This is a genomic window from Dokdonella sp. (assembly GCF_017744955.1).
In the GTDB taxonomy this organism is placed as follows: domain Bacteria; phylum Pseudomonadota; class Gammaproteobacteria; order Xanthomonadales; family Rhodanobacteraceae; genus Dokdonella_A.
In genome coordinates this window covers 231,681-247,586 of record NZ_JAGIAG010000006.1, presented here as the reverse complement: position 1 = coordinate 247,586, position 15,906 = coordinate 231,681, and the positions used below count along the sequence as shown (strand labels likewise).

20 protein-coding genes are annotated in these 15,906 nt (G+C 68.1%); 5 read left to right on the top strand and 15 right to left on the bottom strand.

The window, feature by feature from the left end:
- Positions 1-243 precede the first annotated feature (243 nt).
- Complete coding sequence (locus tag J7520_RS14435; protein WP_291189476.1) at positions 244-765, bottom strand: hypothetical protein; 522 nt, start codon at positions 763-765, stop codon at positions 244-246.
- Positions 766-1,093: 328 nt separating this feature from the next.
- Between J7520_RS14435 and J7520_RS14430 the strand changes: the two genes are divergently transcribed.
- Positions 1,094-2,470: a sigma-54 dependent transcriptional regulator gene (locus tag J7520_RS14430; RefSeq protein ID WP_291189474.1), complete on the top strand. Its 1,377-nt coding sequence runs from the start codon at positions 1,094-1,096 to the stop codon at positions 2,468-2,470.
- A 91-nt stretch (positions 2,471-2,561) separates the two neighbouring features.
- Here J7520_RS14430 and J7520_RS14425 read toward each other — a convergent pair whose 3' ends face one another.
- The 5 genes from J7520_RS14425 to J7520_RS14405 all read right to left on the bottom strand — a co-directional run bounded on the left by J7520_RS14425 (position 2,562) and on the right by J7520_RS14405 (position 4,957).
- Entirely contained in the window at positions 2,562-2,987 is a 426-nt protein-coding gene (locus J7520_RS14425) for a CBS domain-containing protein (RefSeq protein ID WP_291189472.1), read from the bottom strand.
- 28 nt (positions 2,988-3,015) lie between these two features.
- The gene (locus J7520_RS14420) at positions 3,016-3,210 is read right to left on the bottom strand and encodes a hypothetical protein (protein WP_291189470.1); all 195 of its coding nucleotides are present in this window, start codon (positions 3,208-3,210) and stop codon (positions 3,016-3,018) included.
- 71 nt (positions 3,211-3,281) lie between these two features.
- Positions 3,282-3,893 (bottom strand): type 1 glutamine amidotransferase domain-containing protein, encoded by a 612-nt coding sequence (locus tag J7520_RS14415; RefSeq protein WP_291189468.1) that lies wholly within the window; start codon positions 3,891-3,893, stop codon positions 3,282-3,284.
- A gap of 204 nt (positions 3,894-4,097) precedes the next feature.
- Entirely contained in the window at positions 4,098-4,466 is a 369-nt protein-coding gene (locus J7520_RS14410) for a DUF3175 domain-containing protein (protein ID WP_291189466.1), read from the bottom strand.
- Between the two features lie 2 nt (positions 4,467-4,468).
- The gene (locus J7520_RS14405; protein ID WP_291189581.1) at positions 4,469-4,957 is read right to left on the bottom strand and encodes a DUF6496 domain-containing protein; all 489 of its coding nucleotides are present in this window, start codon (positions 4,955-4,957) and stop codon (positions 4,469-4,471) included.
- Positions 4,958-5,192: 235 nt separating this feature from the next.
- Here J7520_RS14405 and J7520_RS14400 point away from each other — a divergent pair, with 235 nt between their 5' ends.
- Positions 5,193-5,477, top strand: a complete 285-nt coding sequence (locus J7520_RS14400) for a DUF3247 family protein (RefSeq protein ID WP_291189465.1) — start codon at positions 5,193-5,195, stop codon at positions 5,475-5,477.
- A gap of 77 nt (positions 5,478-5,554) precedes the next feature.
- Positions 5,555-6,052 (top strand): DUF1269 domain-containing protein, encoded by a 498-nt coding sequence (locus J7520_RS14395; protein ID WP_291189463.1) that lies wholly within the window; start codon positions 5,555-5,557, stop codon positions 6,050-6,052.
- 53 nt (positions 6,053-6,105) lie between these two features.
- Here J7520_RS14395 and J7520_RS14390 read toward each other — a convergent pair whose 3' ends face one another.
- Genes J7520_RS14390 through J7520_RS14380 form a run of 3 tightly spaced genes read right to left on the bottom strand, consistent with a single transcriptional unit; the run spans position 6,106 to position 7,942 of the window.
- Positions 6,106-6,291, bottom strand: a complete 186-nt coding sequence (locus tag J7520_RS14390) for a hypothetical protein (protein ID WP_291189461.1) — start codon at positions 6,289-6,291, stop codon at positions 6,106-6,108.
- A complete protein-coding gene (locus J7520_RS14385; RefSeq protein WP_291189459.1) occupies positions 6,288-7,544 on the bottom strand; it encodes a DUF6596 domain-containing protein in 1,257 nt (418 codons plus the stop codon). The genes J7520_RS14390 and J7520_RS14385 overlap by 4 nt, the downstream gene beginning before the upstream one ends.
- 2 nt (positions 7,545-7,546) lie before the next feature.
- Complete coding sequence (locus tag J7520_RS14380; protein ID WP_291189457.1) at positions 7,547-7,942, bottom strand: YciI family protein; 396 nt, start codon at positions 7,940-7,942, stop codon at positions 7,547-7,549.
- A 409-nt stretch (positions 7,943-8,351) separates the two neighbouring features.
- On the opposite strand from J7520_RS14380, the gene J7520_RS14375 reads away from it, so the two are divergent.
- Positions 8,352-10,781, top strand: coding sequence for an ABC transporter permease (locus J7520_RS14375; protein WP_291189455.1), 2,430 nt, complete (start codon positions 8,352-8,354; stop codon positions 10,779-10,781).
- A 4-nt stretch (positions 10,782-10,785) separates the two neighbouring features.
- Here J7520_RS14375 and J7520_RS14370 read toward each other — a convergent pair whose 3' ends face one another.
- The 3 genes from J7520_RS14370 to J7520_RS14360 all read right to left on the bottom strand — a co-directional run bounded on the left by J7520_RS14370 (position 10,786) and on the right by J7520_RS14360 (position 13,379).
- Positions 10,786-11,682: a MarR family winged helix-turn-helix transcriptional regulator gene (locus J7520_RS14370; protein WP_291189453.1), complete on the bottom strand. Its 897-nt coding sequence runs from the start codon at positions 11,680-11,682 to the stop codon at positions 10,786-10,788.
- Between the two features lie 66 nt (positions 11,683-11,748).
- The gene (locus J7520_RS14365) at positions 11,749-12,459 is read right to left on the bottom strand and encodes a site-2 protease family protein (protein ID WP_291189452.1); all 711 of its coding nucleotides are present in this window, start codon (positions 12,457-12,459) and stop codon (positions 11,749-11,751) included.
- Positions 12,456-13,379, bottom strand: a complete 924-nt coding sequence (locus J7520_RS14360) for a DUF2167 domain-containing protein (RefSeq protein WP_291189450.1) — start codon at positions 13,377-13,379, stop codon at positions 12,456-12,458. The genes J7520_RS14365 and J7520_RS14360 overlap by 4 nt, the downstream gene beginning before the upstream one ends.
- 111 nt (positions 13,380-13,490) lie before the next feature.
- Here J7520_RS14360 and J7520_RS14355 point away from each other — a divergent pair, with 111 nt between their 5' ends.
- Positions 13,491-14,435 carry an acyltransferase gene (locus tag J7520_RS14355; protein WP_291189448.1) on the top strand — a complete coding sequence of 315 codons (945 nt, stop codon included), beginning with the start codon at positions 13,491-13,493 and terminating at the stop codon, positions 14,433-14,435.
- 267 nt (positions 14,436-14,702) lie between these two features.
- Here the strand turns inward: J7520_RS14355 and J7520_RS14350 are convergent, their stop codons facing one another.
- The 3 genes from J7520_RS14350 to J7520_RS14340 form a co-directional block, all read right to left on the bottom strand.
- On the bottom strand, positions 14,703-15,026 hold the full coding sequence (locus tag J7520_RS14350) for a hypothetical protein (RefSeq protein ID WP_291189447.1): 324 nt from the start codon (positions 15,024-15,026) through the stop codon (positions 14,703-14,705).
- A gap of 166 nt (positions 15,027-15,192) precedes the next feature.
- Positions 15,193-15,546, bottom strand: a complete 354-nt coding sequence (locus J7520_RS14345) for a hypothetical protein (RefSeq protein ID WP_291189445.1) — start codon at positions 15,544-15,546, stop codon at positions 15,193-15,195.
- A gap of 126 nt (positions 15,547-15,672) precedes the next feature.
- Positions 15,673-15,879 carry a hypothetical protein gene (locus tag J7520_RS14340; RefSeq protein WP_291189443.1) on the bottom strand — a complete coding sequence of 69 codons (207 nt, stop codon included), beginning with the start codon at positions 15,877-15,879 and terminating at the stop codon, positions 15,673-15,675.
- Positions 15,880-15,906 lie beyond the last annotated feature (27 nt).

Here is a 15,906-nt window from a genome sequence, read left to right as displayed (position 1 = left end):
GCTGCTTGTGGCAGCGGCTCGGCACCATGAGCGTGGTGACCATCGGTTCGATGTTTCGCGACGGATGGGGAAATCATCAAGAGCGCCGATGCGAGTTCGGCACCGGGGGAGCGGTTCGAACGCGCAATGTCGGCCGGGCCGCTGCGGCTCCGCGAAGCGGTCCATACGAGTGCGTCCGAGGCGAGGCTCGCGCGCAGTCCGGCCAGTGGCGTCGGACTGCGCGAGCGCGGACATGCCGGCGAATCAGTGCCCTTGCCTGCGGAAGAGAATGTCGAACACCGGCTTCCAGGTCTTTCCACCGTCGTCCGAAGCGGTGGCGATCTCGCGGACGTCCTCGCCCTGCGGTTGCCAGACGGCACGCACGCGGCGCTTGCCCTTCGCGCCGTCTTCCTCGCCTTCCAGCACGATGCGGTCGCCGTCGCGCTTTCCTTCCAGGACGAGCAGTTCGCCGCGGTTGGTGACCCAGCTCTGGTGCCAGACTTTGCGCTGCGCGTCGTAGATCGTGAAGCTCTGCCCGTGGTGCCCGTCGAACTGGTCGTAGTCCTCGCGGATCACGCAGCCGTCTAGGATCGCATCGACGCGGTTGCGCGCGATCGGTTTCGATGCGGGCGTGAGCGGGACGTCGAACGTGTCCCAATCGCCGATCCAGAAATCGAACTTGCGGTACTCGGCATCGCTGCAGGTCCGTGGGCTCGGCGCAGCGTCGACCGCTCCGGCGAGGAACCCGCAGGCGGCGGCCACGGCGAGCAGGCAACGGCGTTTCATGGCGCATCCTCGCGAGACGGGTCCGCGATAGTTTCGCTCTCGGGTCCGCGCGGCGAATCGCCAATCGGCGCGGTCCGCATGGTGCCATTTTGCGCGCACGGCGATGGATTCATGCGATCTCCGGCACGGGATCGCCGCGCAATCGCGCCGGATGGCGTCGCTTGGCGGTTCAGGTACCGAAACGACGAGCGCTCTCCCGAGAAGGAAGCGGCGATTTAAGGAGAAGGGAACGCTGGCTTCACCTTTCGGGCACGCCGCGGGGACTATTCCGTAGGTGCGTGGTCATGACGCGACCGCCAGTCTCGCGACGCGAACGAGGGTCGAAGCGATGATCTACTCCCAAGATGCGGGCGATGTCCTGCTGGTCGACGGAAGCGCGGAGTTCCGCTCCGCGGTGGCGCGGATCGCACACGCGTCGAGCTGCAACATCACCTCGGCCGCCACGCTGGAAGCGGCGCGCCAGATAGCGGTCGGCCGCCGCTTCGACCTGCTGCTGGTGGACGCCATCCTGCCGGACGGCAGCGGCTTCGATCTCGTCGACGAGATCGACCTCAACAGCCACGGCAAGGCCGCCGTCGTCACCGGCAGTCCGTCGCTCGAAACCGCGATACGCGCGGTGCGCACGGCGGTGGTCGAATACCTGATCAAGCCGGTGGCCGCGAAGGCGCTGTCGAAGCTCATGGAAGAGGCGCACGTCTGCGGTCTGACGCGCCGCTCGCCCGAGACGGGACGCTTCGGCGGCATGATCGGGCGCAGCCCGGGCATGCTGGAGCTGTTCGAGCAAGCCCGGCGCGTCGCGTCGCTGGACGTGTGCGTGTTCCTGCACGGCGAAAGCGGCACCGGCAAGGAGCTCGTCGCGCGAGCGATGCACGAGCTCAGCGGGCGCGCTGGGCGCTTCGTCGCGGTCAACTGCGGCGCGATCGCGCCGGACCTGCTGAGCAGCCAGCTGTTCGGACACGAGCGCGGCTCGTTCACCGGCGCGGTGCAGTCGCATGCGGGGTTCTTCGAGCAGGCCGTCGACGGCACGCTGTTCCTCGACGAGATCACCGAGATGCCGGCCGAACTGCAGGTGTTCCTGCTGCGCGTGCTCGAGGCGCACGCGCTGACCCGCGTCGGCGGCACGCGCGAGATTCCGGTCGAGGTGCGGGTCGTCGCGGCGAGCAATCGCGACCCGCTGCAGGCGATCGCCTGCGGCCGGCTGCGGCCCGACTTGTACTACCGGCTGGTCGAGTTTCCGATCGAGATCCCGCCGCTGCGCGACCGGCGCGAGGACATCCCGTTGCTGGTGCGGCATTTCCTCGCGCGCCTCAACGAGCGTCACGGCACCTCGCGCCGCTTCGACGCGGACTCGCTGCGGCGGCTTTCCGAATGTGCGTGGCCGGGCAACGTGCGCGAGCTTCGCCACGTCGTGCAGCGGCACTACATCCTCTCCGACGAGGACCTCATCGCGGCGACGGTGGCACCGCCGCGGCCGATGACGGACACCGACGGTTCGGTGCGCTTCTCGGTCGGCATGAAGTTCGTCGACGTCGAGCGCGAGATGCTGCTGCAGACGCTGGCGAGTTGCGGTCAGAACAAGCGGCATGCCGCGCGCGTGCTCGGCATCACGGCGAAGACGATCTACAACCGCCTGCAGCGCTACCGGTCGCAGGGATTGCTCGGCAGCGGCAAGCCCGCGACGCTCGCCGCGCCGATGCCGCCGTAGGCGTGCCGCCTCGTCGCGGAGACGGCATGCCGGTGGTCGCCCGGAGGCGCCACCGGCGATTTGCGCGTCGCCACGGCGGATTCATCCACGCTCAATGCGGCGAGGCGACACCGCGCAGCATCTCGTTCGCGGCGCCCTTGTTGCCGCAGTGGGCGACGTTGCTCAGAGCGACCATGCCGACCAGGCGCTTGTCGCGATCGACGACCGGCAGGCGCCGCACGCCGAGTTCGGCCATGTTCTGCGCGACGTGGGCGACGTCCTCGTCCTCGAAGCAGTAGCGCACCGCCGCGCTCATCACCTCGCGCACCGGCGTCTGCGTATCCAGGCCCAGCGCGACGGCGCGCACGACGATGTCGCGGTCGGTGATCATGCCGACCAGGCGATCGTTCTCGCCGACCGGCAGGCTGCCGACGTCTTCCGCCGCCATCTTCGCCGCGGCGTCGTGAATGGTCTGGTCGGGCGTCGCCAGATGCACGCCCGGGGTCATGACATCGCTGATCTTCTTCGCCGCATTCATGGCGTCACTCCTTTCTTCTCTTCGGGAATCACGGTTGTCGTGAGGCCGGCTTCGACGCTTCGCCGCCGCATTGCGGATGCCCGCACGCGCAGCGCGCCTCGTCGGACTCCGCGGCTTCGGCGGTGACCGCGTTCGCGCAGTACGGACTGCAATAGGTCTGGCCGGCGGGAACTTCGCAGTTGCAGCCCTTGTGGGCACAGGTTTTGGGGGAATCGACGATCATGCGTCCTCCTCGACATCGGTGGTGGGGTTTGCACGCGAAAGAGCGGCGTCGTCAGTCGCCGCTCCGCGGAGCTACGGCGCGTGCGCTTGCGCCGGCTTCTTCGAACCGGCGCGCCTGGTAACCGCGTGCTGGCCGGCATGGCGGCCTTCGGCGATCTCCTCGACGAGCGTGCGGCAGAACGCCGGCAGGTCGTGCGGCGTGCGGCTGGTGACCAGTCCCTCGTCGACGACGACTTCCTCGTCGAGCACCGTCGCACCGGCATTGCGCAGATCGGTGCGGATGCTGCGCACCGACGTCATTCGCCGCCCCTCGACGACGCCGGCGTCGATCAATGTCCAGCCGCCGTGGCAGATCGCGCCCACCGGCTTGTGCTCGTCGAAGAAATCGCGCACGAAGCGCACCGCTTTCTCGTCCGTGCGCAGCGCATCGGGGTTGAACACGCCGCCGGGCAGCACGAGCGCGTCATAGTCCTTGGCGCTGACTTCGTCGAGCGTACAGTCGACTTCGACCGCCGTGCCCTTGTCGAAGTGCATGAAACCCTGGATCTCGCCGGGATTGGGAGCGATGACGTCGACGGCGGCGCCGGCGCCTTCGAGCGCCTGCTTGGGCACTTCCAGCTCGGATTGCTCGAAACCGTTCGTCGCCAGAATGGCGACGGTCTTGCCGTTCAGTTTGCCGGCCATTGTGGACCTCCGTTGCGTCACTGCGGGCTCGTGTCGGGTATGCGGCTGCATCTGCCGTGCCACGCGGAAACAGGGGCGGGGCGCCGCAGGTGCTCGGCCGTGAGTCGGGATTGCGCGCCCCGTCGCGAACATTTTTCCGCCGGGAGGGAATTCGGTGCGCGTCCGTCGCCCCTCGTTGCGGCGTGGATGCACACGAAGCGGCGCCTATCGCGCGCTTCCGCCCGATCGCGCCGGCGCACGCCGTGACGAAGCGCGATGCGACGCACGCGTCGAGCCGGCCGATCGCGTGCGCACCTTGCGCAACTCGACCTTCGCCTGTTCCAGCGTGGCGCGCCTTCGTTTGGGCAGATTCGCACCCGCGCGATTGATGTAGAAGGTCAGCATCGACATCGCCGAGCGGAACGGATCGACCTTGCGGCGGTGGCTCCGTTCCGCCGACCGCTTGAGCGATCGCGCGATCGCCTTCGGATCGTCGAGCTTGAACACGCCTTCGCGAAGATCGAGCGCATCGCTGGTGGCGGTGACGCGGGCGGACCAGCGATGCGTCGGACTGCGTTTTCGAGCAGCGGCCATGGCTAGCGGCTCTTGCGCGCGCGCGTCCGTGCGGCCTTCTTCGCCGCCGCGGAGCGCCCGGACGCGCCTTTCGTGCGTGCCGCCTTCTTCGCCGCCGCGGAGCGGCTCGCCGCGCTGCGCTTGCGTGCGGCCGAGTGCGCTTGCTTGGACAATGCGCGATGCGAACCGGCTGCGTGGCTTTCGCGCTTCAACGCGTTCGTCGTCGCTCGCGAGCGCTTGGCGGACGGCGTCTTGCGCGCTTTCGCAGCGGTGCTCTTCTTCTTCGTGGCGCTCTTCTTCTTCGCCGCCGCACCGCGCTTGGGAACGGCGACGCCGGCGCGCCGCGCCTTCGACAGGCCGATCGCGATCGCCTGCTTGGTCGAGCGCGCGCCGTGCTTTCCTTCGCGGACGTGCTCGATTTCCTCCTGCACGAAGGCTCCGGCCTGCGTGCTCGGCGCTTTTCCCTGTCGCTTCGCGCGCCTGGCTTTCTCGAGGGTTTTTTTCTCCGGCATCGGTGGCCTCCTTCGTTTCGGACGGACGGGCTTGTCGGACGGATGGGCTTGTCGTTGCCTGCGGCGATGCGCCGGCAGGATCGACGCAGCAAGGGATATGCCACGCTGCGGATGAACGACATGGAAAGAAGGCCGGAACGAAGTGCGAAAAAATTTCCCGTGCGCGGTACCGATCGCTCGTTGCGGCGCTGCGAGTTCAGCGACGGTTTCCTGCGCAAGGAGCTTCATAGACTCCATGAGTCGAATCGCAAAAACCATCTGTACGCAAGCGGACGACATCGAACGGATCACGCGACTGGTGACCGAGATGCCGACTGGAGAGCCGGTACGCATCGTCGAACGCAACGGCCAGGTCTTCACCGGCACGGTGGTGGAGCGTCCCTGCGTCCAGGTGTTCGAGGATGTCCACGGTACGGAGGGAATCAACGCCGTCGTGCGCATCGACGACCCCTCCGCACCGCCGTGGAGCGCCGAGCTCTGGCTCAGCGACATCGAGGCGGTGGAACCGCTGGGTACCTAGACGTCCGAACGGCGGATGCGATTCGGCTCGCATCTTGCTCGGTTTCGAAGGCAGCTTCGCCGGCCAGGAGGATCGCCATGAAACATCGACGCGTATTCAGCGCTCCCGACGTGCACGTCGCCAGTTCCGCGATCGCGGCAGCGCGCGCGAACGGCATTCGCGACGACTGCATCTCCCTGGTCGCGCGCTCGGACGTCGAACTCGAATCGATTTCGCCCGACCGGATCAACGTGGAGAAGGACACCGTGCCGGCCGCGCTGCGCGGCGCCCTGGAGGGCGGGTCGCTCGGCCTCCTGGCCGGCGTGATCGCGATGCTGGTGCCGGCGTTCGGCGTGACGATCGCCGGCGCCGGCCTGATCACCGCGATCGGCGCGATGGTCGGCACCTGGTCGTCGGCGCTGATCGGCTCGGCCGTGCCGGACGCGGTGCGGCGGCAGTTCGAGAAGGAGATCGAGCGCGGTCAGATCCTCGTCGTCGTCGACGGCGACAAGGACACGTTGACGGCGACCGAGGCGGCGTTGGCGAAGCTCGGCGCGCAGGCGCTTCCGTTCGATCATCTGAGCCTCACGTCCTGAGGACGGCGCTCAGCCCCGACATCGCGCCGCCTCCGTCGGCGGCGCGAGAGGTCTTACGCGTTCTGCTGGTACACCTGGATCAGGTTGCGGCAGGTGTCGGAGAAAATCGCGAGTGTGACGGCCCATTGTCGTCGGCTTCCGCGTGAACTCCACGCCGCGTTGCGCGAGCCGCTCGTACTGTTCGGCGAGTCGTCGTCGCCGGCGACGGGAAGCGAAGAGCGACGGAGGGTACGTCTCACGATCGCTTCCGTTCGTGCGCCAGCGTCGCCGCGCGCATCGTCAGATAGTTTCGTTCCGGCACGCTCGCCGTCTTGCCGGCGGCGAGGAGATAGCACGCCTGCGCCGCGCTCGCCTCGCCGCTCCGTTCGAGCAGATGGGCGCGCACCGCGTCGAGGCGGTAATGGCCGGCGAGGCGGCCGCTCGCCTCGAGCGCGTCGAGCAGGTCGAGCCCGGCGCGCAAGCCCTGCGCCATCGCGACGGCGACGGCGTGGTTGAGCGCGACGATCGGATTGTCGGATAGGCGCATCAGCACGCCGTAGAGCGCCTGGATCTGCGGCCAGTCGGTGTCCTCCGCGCGTGCCGCCTCGGCGTGCACGGCAGCGATCGCGGCCTGCAATTGATACGGACCGACGGCGCCGCGCGGCAGCGTCGCGCTGATCAGCGCGATGCCTTCGTCGATCGCGCTGCGGTCCCACTGCGAACGGTCCTGTTCGTCGAGAGGGACCAGCGCACCGTCGGCGTCGCTGCGCGCGGGTCGCCGCGCGTCGGTCAGCAGCATCAGGGCGAGCAGCCCGGCGACCTCGGTTTCGCGCGGCAGCAGGGCGTGCAGCGCGCGGGTCAGTCGGATCGCCTCGTCGGAGAGATCGAGGCGATGCAGCTCCTCGCCGGCGCTGCTGGCGTAGCCTTCGTTGAAGATCAGATAGAGCACGTGCAGCACCGCGACGAGGCGCTCGGCGCGCTCTCCTGCGTCCGGCAGTTCGAACGGCAGGCCCGATGCCTGGATCGTCTGCTTGGCGCGGCTGATCCGCTGCGCCATGGTCGCCTCCGGCACGAGGAAGGCGCGCGCGATCTCGGCCGTGCTCAGGCCGCCGACCGCGCGCAAGGTGAGCGCGATCGCCGACGCGTTCGTCAACGCCGGATGGCAGCACAGGAACAGCAGGATCAGCGTGTCGTCGCGATCGAGGCCATCCTCGTCGAACACCGGATCGATCGCTTCGTCGCCGACGTCGTAGAGGAACAGGAACGCCTCGCGCTGGCGGCGCGCGAAGTCGGCGCGGATCTGGTCGGTCAGGCGGCGCGCGGCGACGTGGATCAGCCAGCCGCGCGGATTCTCGGGCCGGCCGTCGCGCGGCCATTGCAGCGCGGCGGCGAGCAGGGCCTCCTGCGTGGCGTCCTCGGCGGCGGCGAAGTCGCCGAAACGGCGCGCCACCGCGCCGAGCACCTGCGGCGCGAGTTCGCGCAGCAGGCATTCGAGGCCGGCGTCCTCGGCCACGCTCAGTCGACCGGCGGCGCGCTCATCACTTGCCGCACTTCGATCGGCATGTGCAGCGGCGCGCCGCCCTTGCCGGGTGCCATCGAGATCTGCGCGGCGATCTCGTAGACGCGCTCGGCGCTGTCGACGTCGAGGATCCAGAAGCCGGCGAGGAATTCCTTGGTCTCGGCGAACGGACCGTCGGTGTCCGGCGTGCCGTCCTTGCGCGCGCGCACGCTCTTGGCTTCCTCCGGTCCGGCCAGGCCTTGCGCGTCGACGAATTCGCCGGAGGCCTTCAGCTTGCGGTTGAAGTCCATCATGAAGCGGATGTGCGCCTGGATGTCCTCCGGCGCCCAGGTGCCGATGCCGGCGGTGGTCCAGCCTTCCTTCGGGGCGTGCATCATCAGCATGTATTTCATGGGATTCTCTCCTCGGTATCCGCGCCCGGAACGGGTGCGTTCACGGTGTAGTCGGAGCCGGGCGCGGGTTCTCTACACGGCAGGGAAAGTATTTTTTCGCGCGTCGTCGGGGCTGCGGAAGAGAAGCATTCTCGCAGAGACGCGAAGAACGCAGAGAGAGCAATGGTTCGAGGCGCTTTTCCTCTGCGTTCTCTGCGTCTCCGCGAGAAACCGCTTTCCCTGCTAGGCATCGAGCGTGCTGTCCGCTTCCGGACGCAGACCGCTCGCTGGCGAACAAGCTTAGCCGTTGCTGGCCCCAAGCCTCTGATTTAAAAGCCTGTCGATGCTGGCACGCACGTTGCTGAAAGCAGTCACGAGATCGCCGTGCGCGATCGACCCGGCCGCAAGGCAGCCCGCAGCAGAGGAACGTATGCAACTCGGCAACTGGATGGCGGATTTGCGGCATGCCCTGCGCGCGCTGCGGCGCACGCCGGGATTCACCCTCACCGCGGTCGGCATGCTCGGCCTCGCGATCGGGGCGGTCGCCGGCATGTTCAACGTGGTCAACACGGTCCTGCTCGACCGGTTGCCGTATGCGCACCCCGATCGGCTGGTCTACATCACCGCTTCGGCGCCGGGCTCGGGACTGCCGGACGAACTCGGCGGCGCGCCGGAATTCTTCCTGCAATATCAGGAACAGTCGACGCTGCTGGAAGACATCGCGCTCTACAACAATTACACCGCCACGCTGCGAGTCGGCGATCGCGTCGAGCGCGTGCGCATGTCCTCGCCGTCCAATTCGCTGTACTCGACCCTCGGCGTGCAGCCGATCCTCGGCCGCCTGCCCACCGAGCAGGACGAAGACCGCGCGGTGGTGATCAGCCATGCGCTGTGGACCACCTGGTTCGGCCAGGATCCGTCGGTGATCGGCCGCACCTACGACATCGCCGAAGGACGGCGCACCGTGATCGGCGTGATGGGGAAGGACTTCCGCTTTCCGCGCAACGACACGATGCTGTGGATCTCCAGCACGATCCGCCCGGCCGACATCAAGACGCCCGGCCGCTTCGGCACCAACCTGGTCGGCCGCATGGCTGCGGGTGCGACGTTGGCCCGCGTCGCGAACGAGCTGACCACGCTCGCCGCGCGCCTGCCCGAGCGCTTCGGCGGACCGCCGGCCTACGCGCGGCTGATCGCGCAGCACCGCGCCGTCGTGCGCATGCTCGACGACGAACTGCTCGGCGACTACGCCGGCCCGCTGTGGGTTCTTTTCGCGGCCGCCTGCCTGGTCCTGCTGATCGCCTGCGCCAACGTCGCCAACCTGTTCCTGGTGCGGATCGAGGGCCGGCATCAGGAGATGGCCGTGCGTCGCGCGATCGGCGCCGCGCGCGGCCAGCTCGTGCGCCTGCACATGGCCGAGGCGGTCGTCGTGGCCGCACTCGCCGCCGGCGTGGCCGCGCTGCTCGCCGTGGCGGCCTTGCCGGTATTCCTGGCAGCGGCGCCCGGACGCATTCCGCGGCTGGACGAGGTGCATTTCGGTTTCCCGGCGTTGCTGTTCACGGTTGCCGCCGCGGCGATCTCCGCCTTCCTCTGCGCAGGCCCGCCGGCGTTGCGCGGCGCCTCGCCGGATCTGGCTCGCCTGCGCGAAGGCGGGCGCGGATCGACGCGGAAACGGCACTGGCTGCGTCACGGCCTGGTGGTCGGGCAGACGGCGCTCGCGCTGGCCCTGCTGATCGGTTCCGGACTGCTGATGCGCAGTGCCTACGAGCTGCATCAGGTCCATCCCGGTTACGACACGAAGGACATCCTGACTTTCCAGATCGCGCCGGAGCGGCCCGAGCTGAAGGATGCGCCGTCGTTCGCGCGCTTCAATCTCGCCTTTCTCGACCGCCTGGCCGCGCTGCCCGGCGTGCAGGCGGTCGGGCTGGTCGAGAACGTGCCGATCAACGAAAGCACCTCGGTCATGCCGGTGCGCACCGAGCGCATGAGCGCCGACACCAACGAAGGTCAGCTGGTGCACTACAACTACACCGCCGGCGACTACTTCAAGGCGATGGGCATCCGCCTGCTGGCCGGGCGCGGCTTCTCCGCCGACGACCACGGCGTCGCGCGCGGCAACGTCGTCGTCAGCAAGTCCGCCGCGGCGACGCTGTGGCCCGGGCTCGATCCGATCGGCCAGCGCCTGCAGCGGCGCGACCAGACGGCGTGGGAAACCGTGGTCGGCATGGTCGACGACGTCATGCAGGACGACCTGCAGGCGCCCGCCGAGGCAGCGATCTACTTCCCGATGGTCGACACGACCGAGCAGGGCGGCCGCGCCGTGTCCTCGCCGGCCTACGTCGTGCGCAGTGCGCGTGCCGAGGACATCGCGCCGGAAGTGCGCGCGCTGGTGCACGAAGTCGCGCCGGAAGCGCCGATGTACCGCGTCTTCACGATGGCCTACCTGATCGAGGACTCGATGCTGCAGCTGTCCTTCACCTTGCTCACGCTCGGCATCGTCTCGCTGCTCGCGCTGATTCTCGGCGCGGTCGGCCTGTACGCCGTGCTGTCCTACGTCGTCGACGAGCGCACGCGCGAGATCGGCGTACGCATGGCGCTCGGCGCGCGCGCGGCGCAGGTCCGGGCGATGGTGGTCGGGCAGGGCGTGTGTGTGGTCGGCGTCGGCGTCGCGATCGGCGTCCTGGTCGCCCTCGCCGGGACGCGAGCGCTCGCCAGCCTGTTGTTCGGCGTGCAGCCGCTCGACGTCGCGACCTTCGTCGCGATGCCGCTGGTGATGGTGCTGGTCGGCTTGCTCGCCAGCTACCTGCCGGCGCGCCGTGCGTCGAACCTCGACCCGATCGAATCGCTGCGCAGGGACTAGCCGGTCAGCGCAGTGCCTTCTCGAACCAGTGCTGCGCGTAGGGGTTGTCGTTGAAGCGCTCGATCTCGCGATAGCCGGCGGAGCGGTACAGCTGCAGCGCTTCGGCGAGCGAGCCGTTGCTGTCCAGGCGCAGCGTGTGCATCCGGCGTTTTCGCGCGGCCTGCTCCAGCTCCGACAGCAGGCGCCGCCCGAGGCCGAGCCCGCGCGCGTCCGGCGAAACCCACATGCGCTTGATCTCGCCGACGCCGGGCGCGAGCGTGCGCAGGGCGCCGCAGCCGATCGGCTCGCCGAAGAGGCGGGCGACGAGCAGACAGCCGCGCGGCGCGGTGTAGTCGGGCAGGTCCGAGGAATGGCCGCGGCTGCGGTCGAAGCCGCCGGGGAAGCGCGCATCCAGCTCGGCGAAGTAGCGCTCGAGGCAGTAGCGCGCGTCGGCGCCGGCCGGATCGTCCGGCGTCATCTCCACGCTCGATGCGCGCAGCAACCGCTCGACTTCGCTCATCGCCGCCACCAGGCGCTGCGTCTGCGTCTCGTCGAGCGAATCGAGCATCGATTGCGCGAGCTTGTCCGAGAGCGCGTCGATCTTGCGCAGCTCGGCGAGGCCCGAGCGCGTCAGGCGCACGGCCTTCACGCGCGCGTCCTCGGCGGAGGGCTGTGTGGTGGCGAGGTCACGGGTTTCCAGCGCGCGCAGCAGCCGGCTGAGGAAGCCCGAGTCCATGCCGAGGCGTTGGCGCAGCTCGCGCGCGGTCGCCCCGTGTGCGCCGATCTCGAACAGCAGGCGCGACTCGACGTAGGGACGGTCGCGACCGAGGTATTTCTCGTTCAATACGCCGAGCCGGCGCGTGACGGTGCGGTTGAAGGCGCGGATGCGGCCGACGTCGTGCTGCGCGGAGGTGCTCTTCATTTATCTGACTTTAGTCAGGTAAATGTCCGAACGCAAGCGCCGGCCGCCGTCGAGGCGGCGGTCGCCTCAGAACGCGCGCGGCAGCTGCGCGTGCAATTCGTGGCACATGACGGCGAGGAAACCGGCGAGGCCGAGGTAGAGCGCGGCGTAGGAGGTGCGCGTTTCCGCGTCGGCGAGGTAGTAGGACTGCTGCTCGGGTGAGGAAAAGCCGCGCAGCGCCTGCATCACCTGCGGCGCGGCGAGGATCGCCATCAGCACCAGCAGCGGGCTCGGCCGCCACAGGAACAGCGCGACCAGCAGCGGAGCCCCGAGCAGCCACAGGCGCGGCGAGATCACCGCGCTGATGCGCCCGCCGTCGAACGGCGAGACCGGGATCAGGTTGAACAGGTTGAGGAAGAACCCGGCATAGGCGAGCGCGAGCAGCAGGTCGCTGCCGGTCGCGCGCGCGGCGGCGTAGAACGCGAGCGCGCCGAGCGTGCCGACCAGCGGCCCGGCCATGCCGACGTAGGCTTCGGTTTCGGCGTCGTGCGGCTGCTGCTTCAGCTCGATCCAGGCACCGACGAACGGGATGAAGGTCGGCGCGCCGACGTCGAGTCCGCGCCGTCGCGCGGCGAGGTAGTGGCCCATCTCGTGGATCAGGATCAGCACGACGAAGCCGACCGCGTAGCCCCAGCCGAACAGCCAGGCGTAGGCGACGATCGACAGCAGCATGCTGCCGCCGGTCAGCGCGAGCTTGCCGAGCTTCGCGCCGCCGAGCAGCAGCCACAGGAGCTTCACGGCGAGGTCTTGCGGCCGAAGAAGAACTTGCGCACCGCGGCGCCGACGGCGACCACGCCGACCGCGATCAGCTTGAAGAACTTCGCGAACAACGCGCCGGCCAGCGCGAACAGGCCGAGCTTCTTCGCCGCCACGCCGCCGATCAGCGCGGCCAGGCCGTATTCGGCGACCTTGTCGGTGGACGCGTTGAAGTCGGCGTAGCGCCGGCCTTCGTTGAACGCGATCGAGCCGAGCAGCTGCTTGGCGATCGGCTTCTCGGCCTCGATGCGCGACTCGGACGTGATGAAGTCCAGCGAGACGTATCCCTCGCGTCCGAGCACGTAGGTGTTGTAGTTGACCGTGTTGTCGGTTCCGGCCGGAGCGCTCTTCTCGCGCAGCTCCACCGACCACACCAGGCGCTGGGTGGCGGACTCGTACGCGGGCGGCTCGATCCAGTGCGTGACTTCGAGCGGCGAGAAGCCGAGCCGCGTGCGGCGTTCGTTGCCGGCTTCGGTGCCTTGCTTGAGTTCGTCGAGCAGTTCGTCGGCCTTCCAGTGCTGGGCGTCGTCGTCCTTGATGTAGCCGGCGTCCTCGAAGTCGATCGTCGCCATCCATTCGCTTTCCTCGCCGATCGGTACGATCAGGCCGAGGAAGGTGTCGCCGATGCTGTTGCCCATTGCCTCCATCAAGGCCTTGCCCTGGGCCGGCGGAACGAAGCCGTAGCCTTCGGGGAGGTTCAACATGGCCTGGTTCGACAGCGCGACCTTGCGCGGGCCGGGCTGCATGGCTTGCGCGGCTTTCTCCCACGGGCCGTCGGCATTCGCTTGCGCGGCTGCGGCCGGCGCCTCCGGTGCGGCTTCCTGCTGGGCGTGCGACGCCGGAACGGCGCCCACGCAGAACGCGGCCGCCAGCGCGAGGCGGCTCAAGAACGTGCTTTCCATTCGATTTCCCCGGTGGATGGTGAACAGCGGCGGCAAGGGTAGCGCATGCCGTGCTCGCCATGCGCGCCGATCGCCGCTAGGCTGACCGGATCGTCGACTGTCGGGAGGCGAATGCGAGCATTGCCGGTTTTCCTGCGCGTGACCCTCGCCGCCGTGCTGATCGCCGCGAGCACCGTCCTGCACGCGCTGCCGCTGCTGGCGGTGGCGCTGATCAAGGTCGCCTTGCCGTTCAGGGCGGTGCGACGGATCTGCGATCCTTGGCTGACCGGGCTCGCCGAGAGCTGGATCGGCGTCAACAGCCGCCTGATCGCCGGCTTCACGCGTACGCGCTTCGTCGTCGTCGACGAGGCGGCGACCCTGCAATACGACGGCCATTACCTCGTCCTCGCCAATCACCAGAGCTGGGTCGACATTCCGGTGCTGCAGAAGGTGTTCAACCGGCGCATCCCGCTGCTGCGGTTCTTCCTGAAGAGCGAGCTGTTCTGGATTCCGGTGCTCGGCCTCGCTTGGTGGGCGCTGGATTTTCCGTTCATGCGCCGCTACACGCGCGAGCAGATCGAGCGGCGGCCGGAACTGGCCGGGCGCGACATCGCGGCGACGCGGCGCGCCTGCGCCAAGTTCCGCGCGATTCCGGTGGCGGTGATGAACTTCGTCGAGGGCACGCGCTACACGCCGGCGAAGCACGCGGCGCAGTCCTCGCCGTATCGACATCTGCTGAAACCCAAGTCCGGCGGCGTCGCCTTCGTGATCGAGGCGATGGGCGACGGACTGCAGGGCATCCTCGACGTGACCGTGGTCTATCCGGATCGACGTCCGACCTTGCTCGACCTGTTCGCCGACCGCGTCGGCGAGGTGTGCATCGACGTGTGCGAGCGACCGATCCCGCGCGAATTCGTCGACGGCGACTACCAGAACGACGACGCGTTCCGCGAACGCTTCCAGGCCTGGATGAATGCGCTCTGGGCGGAGAAGGACGCGACCTACGCGCGCCTTCTGGCGGCGTCCGGCGCTACGGCCGCCGCGACGAGCGCAGCAACGAAACCCATGAATCCATGACCGATCCGGACGCATGGCTGATGCGCAAACGGGCGGGCAAGGAGAGGAGGCGTTCCGCGAACGCTCCAGAACTGGACGATCGCGCTCCGAACACGGAGAACGAGACGGTCCACATGCGGCTTGCGCGACCTGCGTCGACTGGAACGGCCGCATGGCCGAAACCGCAGCCGCGGACACGAGCGAAAGCCGGACACCACGAGCGAACCGAAGAAGGCAGGCGGTGTCCGGCTCCGGCGCAGCAGCCGGCGGATGAGTGAATGAAGGGCTTTACTGCCGGGTCGTGCACGCCGCGTATTCGGCGCGCGAGACCTGCTCGTCGCCGTTGGTGTCGCATTGGCGGAAATGGCGCGACAGCCAGGAATGATTCTCGCTGTCGCCGCGGGTCACGTAACCGGCCTGCTTGAGATCGAGCTGGTCGAACGAAACCGTGGTCCTCGACCCTTGATTCGAGTGCTCCTGCTGCTTCACCTGCCTGCCCCAATCGAGCGCCTGCAGGTTCATCGGCGGAGAAATTCCCGACCCGGCGAATGCGGTCGAAGCGCCGAGGGCGAGCACGATCGCCGTTGCCGGCAACGATATCGATTTCCTCATGTCACTCTCCATTGCAGTCGGGGCGCAAGTCACGCCCGCGACCGATGCTACACCCGCAATACCGGTGTGGCGCATGACATCAGGTTCATCCGGGGCTCGAGCCGATGGCGATTCGACCGTCCACGGACTTCGCCGCTCACATCGGCGCGCGTCGCATTCCGATGGATCATTCTTCCATCTTGTCCATCTTCGACGGCTTGTGCGCCTTGGCGGTGCACGCCGTGTACTCGGCGCGCGAGACCTGATCGTTCTTGTCGGTGTCGCACATGCGGAAATTGCGCGACAGCCAGGCGTCGTTCTTCGCGTCGTCCTTGCTCAGATAGCCGGCCTTCTTGACGTCGAGCTGATCGAACGGAACGGGCATCGCCGCGTGTTCGTTCGCGCGATTCTGCAGCTCCTGCTGCGTCTGCTCCACTTGCTGCTGCTCGTTCATCGGCGGTGCGCTGCCGCTTTGTGCGAACGCGGCAGGTACGGCGAGCGCAAGAGCGATTCCTGCGACGATGGGCATGGAATTCTTCATGACAGCCTCCGGTGTGATCGAAGCTTCACGGTGGCACTTGCCCATTGAATCGGCGGTGAATTTTTCCGCTATGGAATCAATAACATGACGTGCAAATTCCGTTAGCGGAACGAGCGCGGAAAGTGCTCAGTCCGTTCGGTCCGTCGGCGTCGGCACCGTCGGCTGCGCATGCACGACGTGGCCGTTCCCGGCGGATTCGATTTCCGATCCGCGCACGGCGACGTTCGTACCGCACTTCGGGCAGCGGGCGACGTCTTCTTCCTTCCAGTCGGCGCGACTGTCGACGAAGTCGCTCTGGCACTGCGGGCAACGAATCTCTACGACTGAGGACATGGCGACACCTCCGTCATCGTGGGCCTT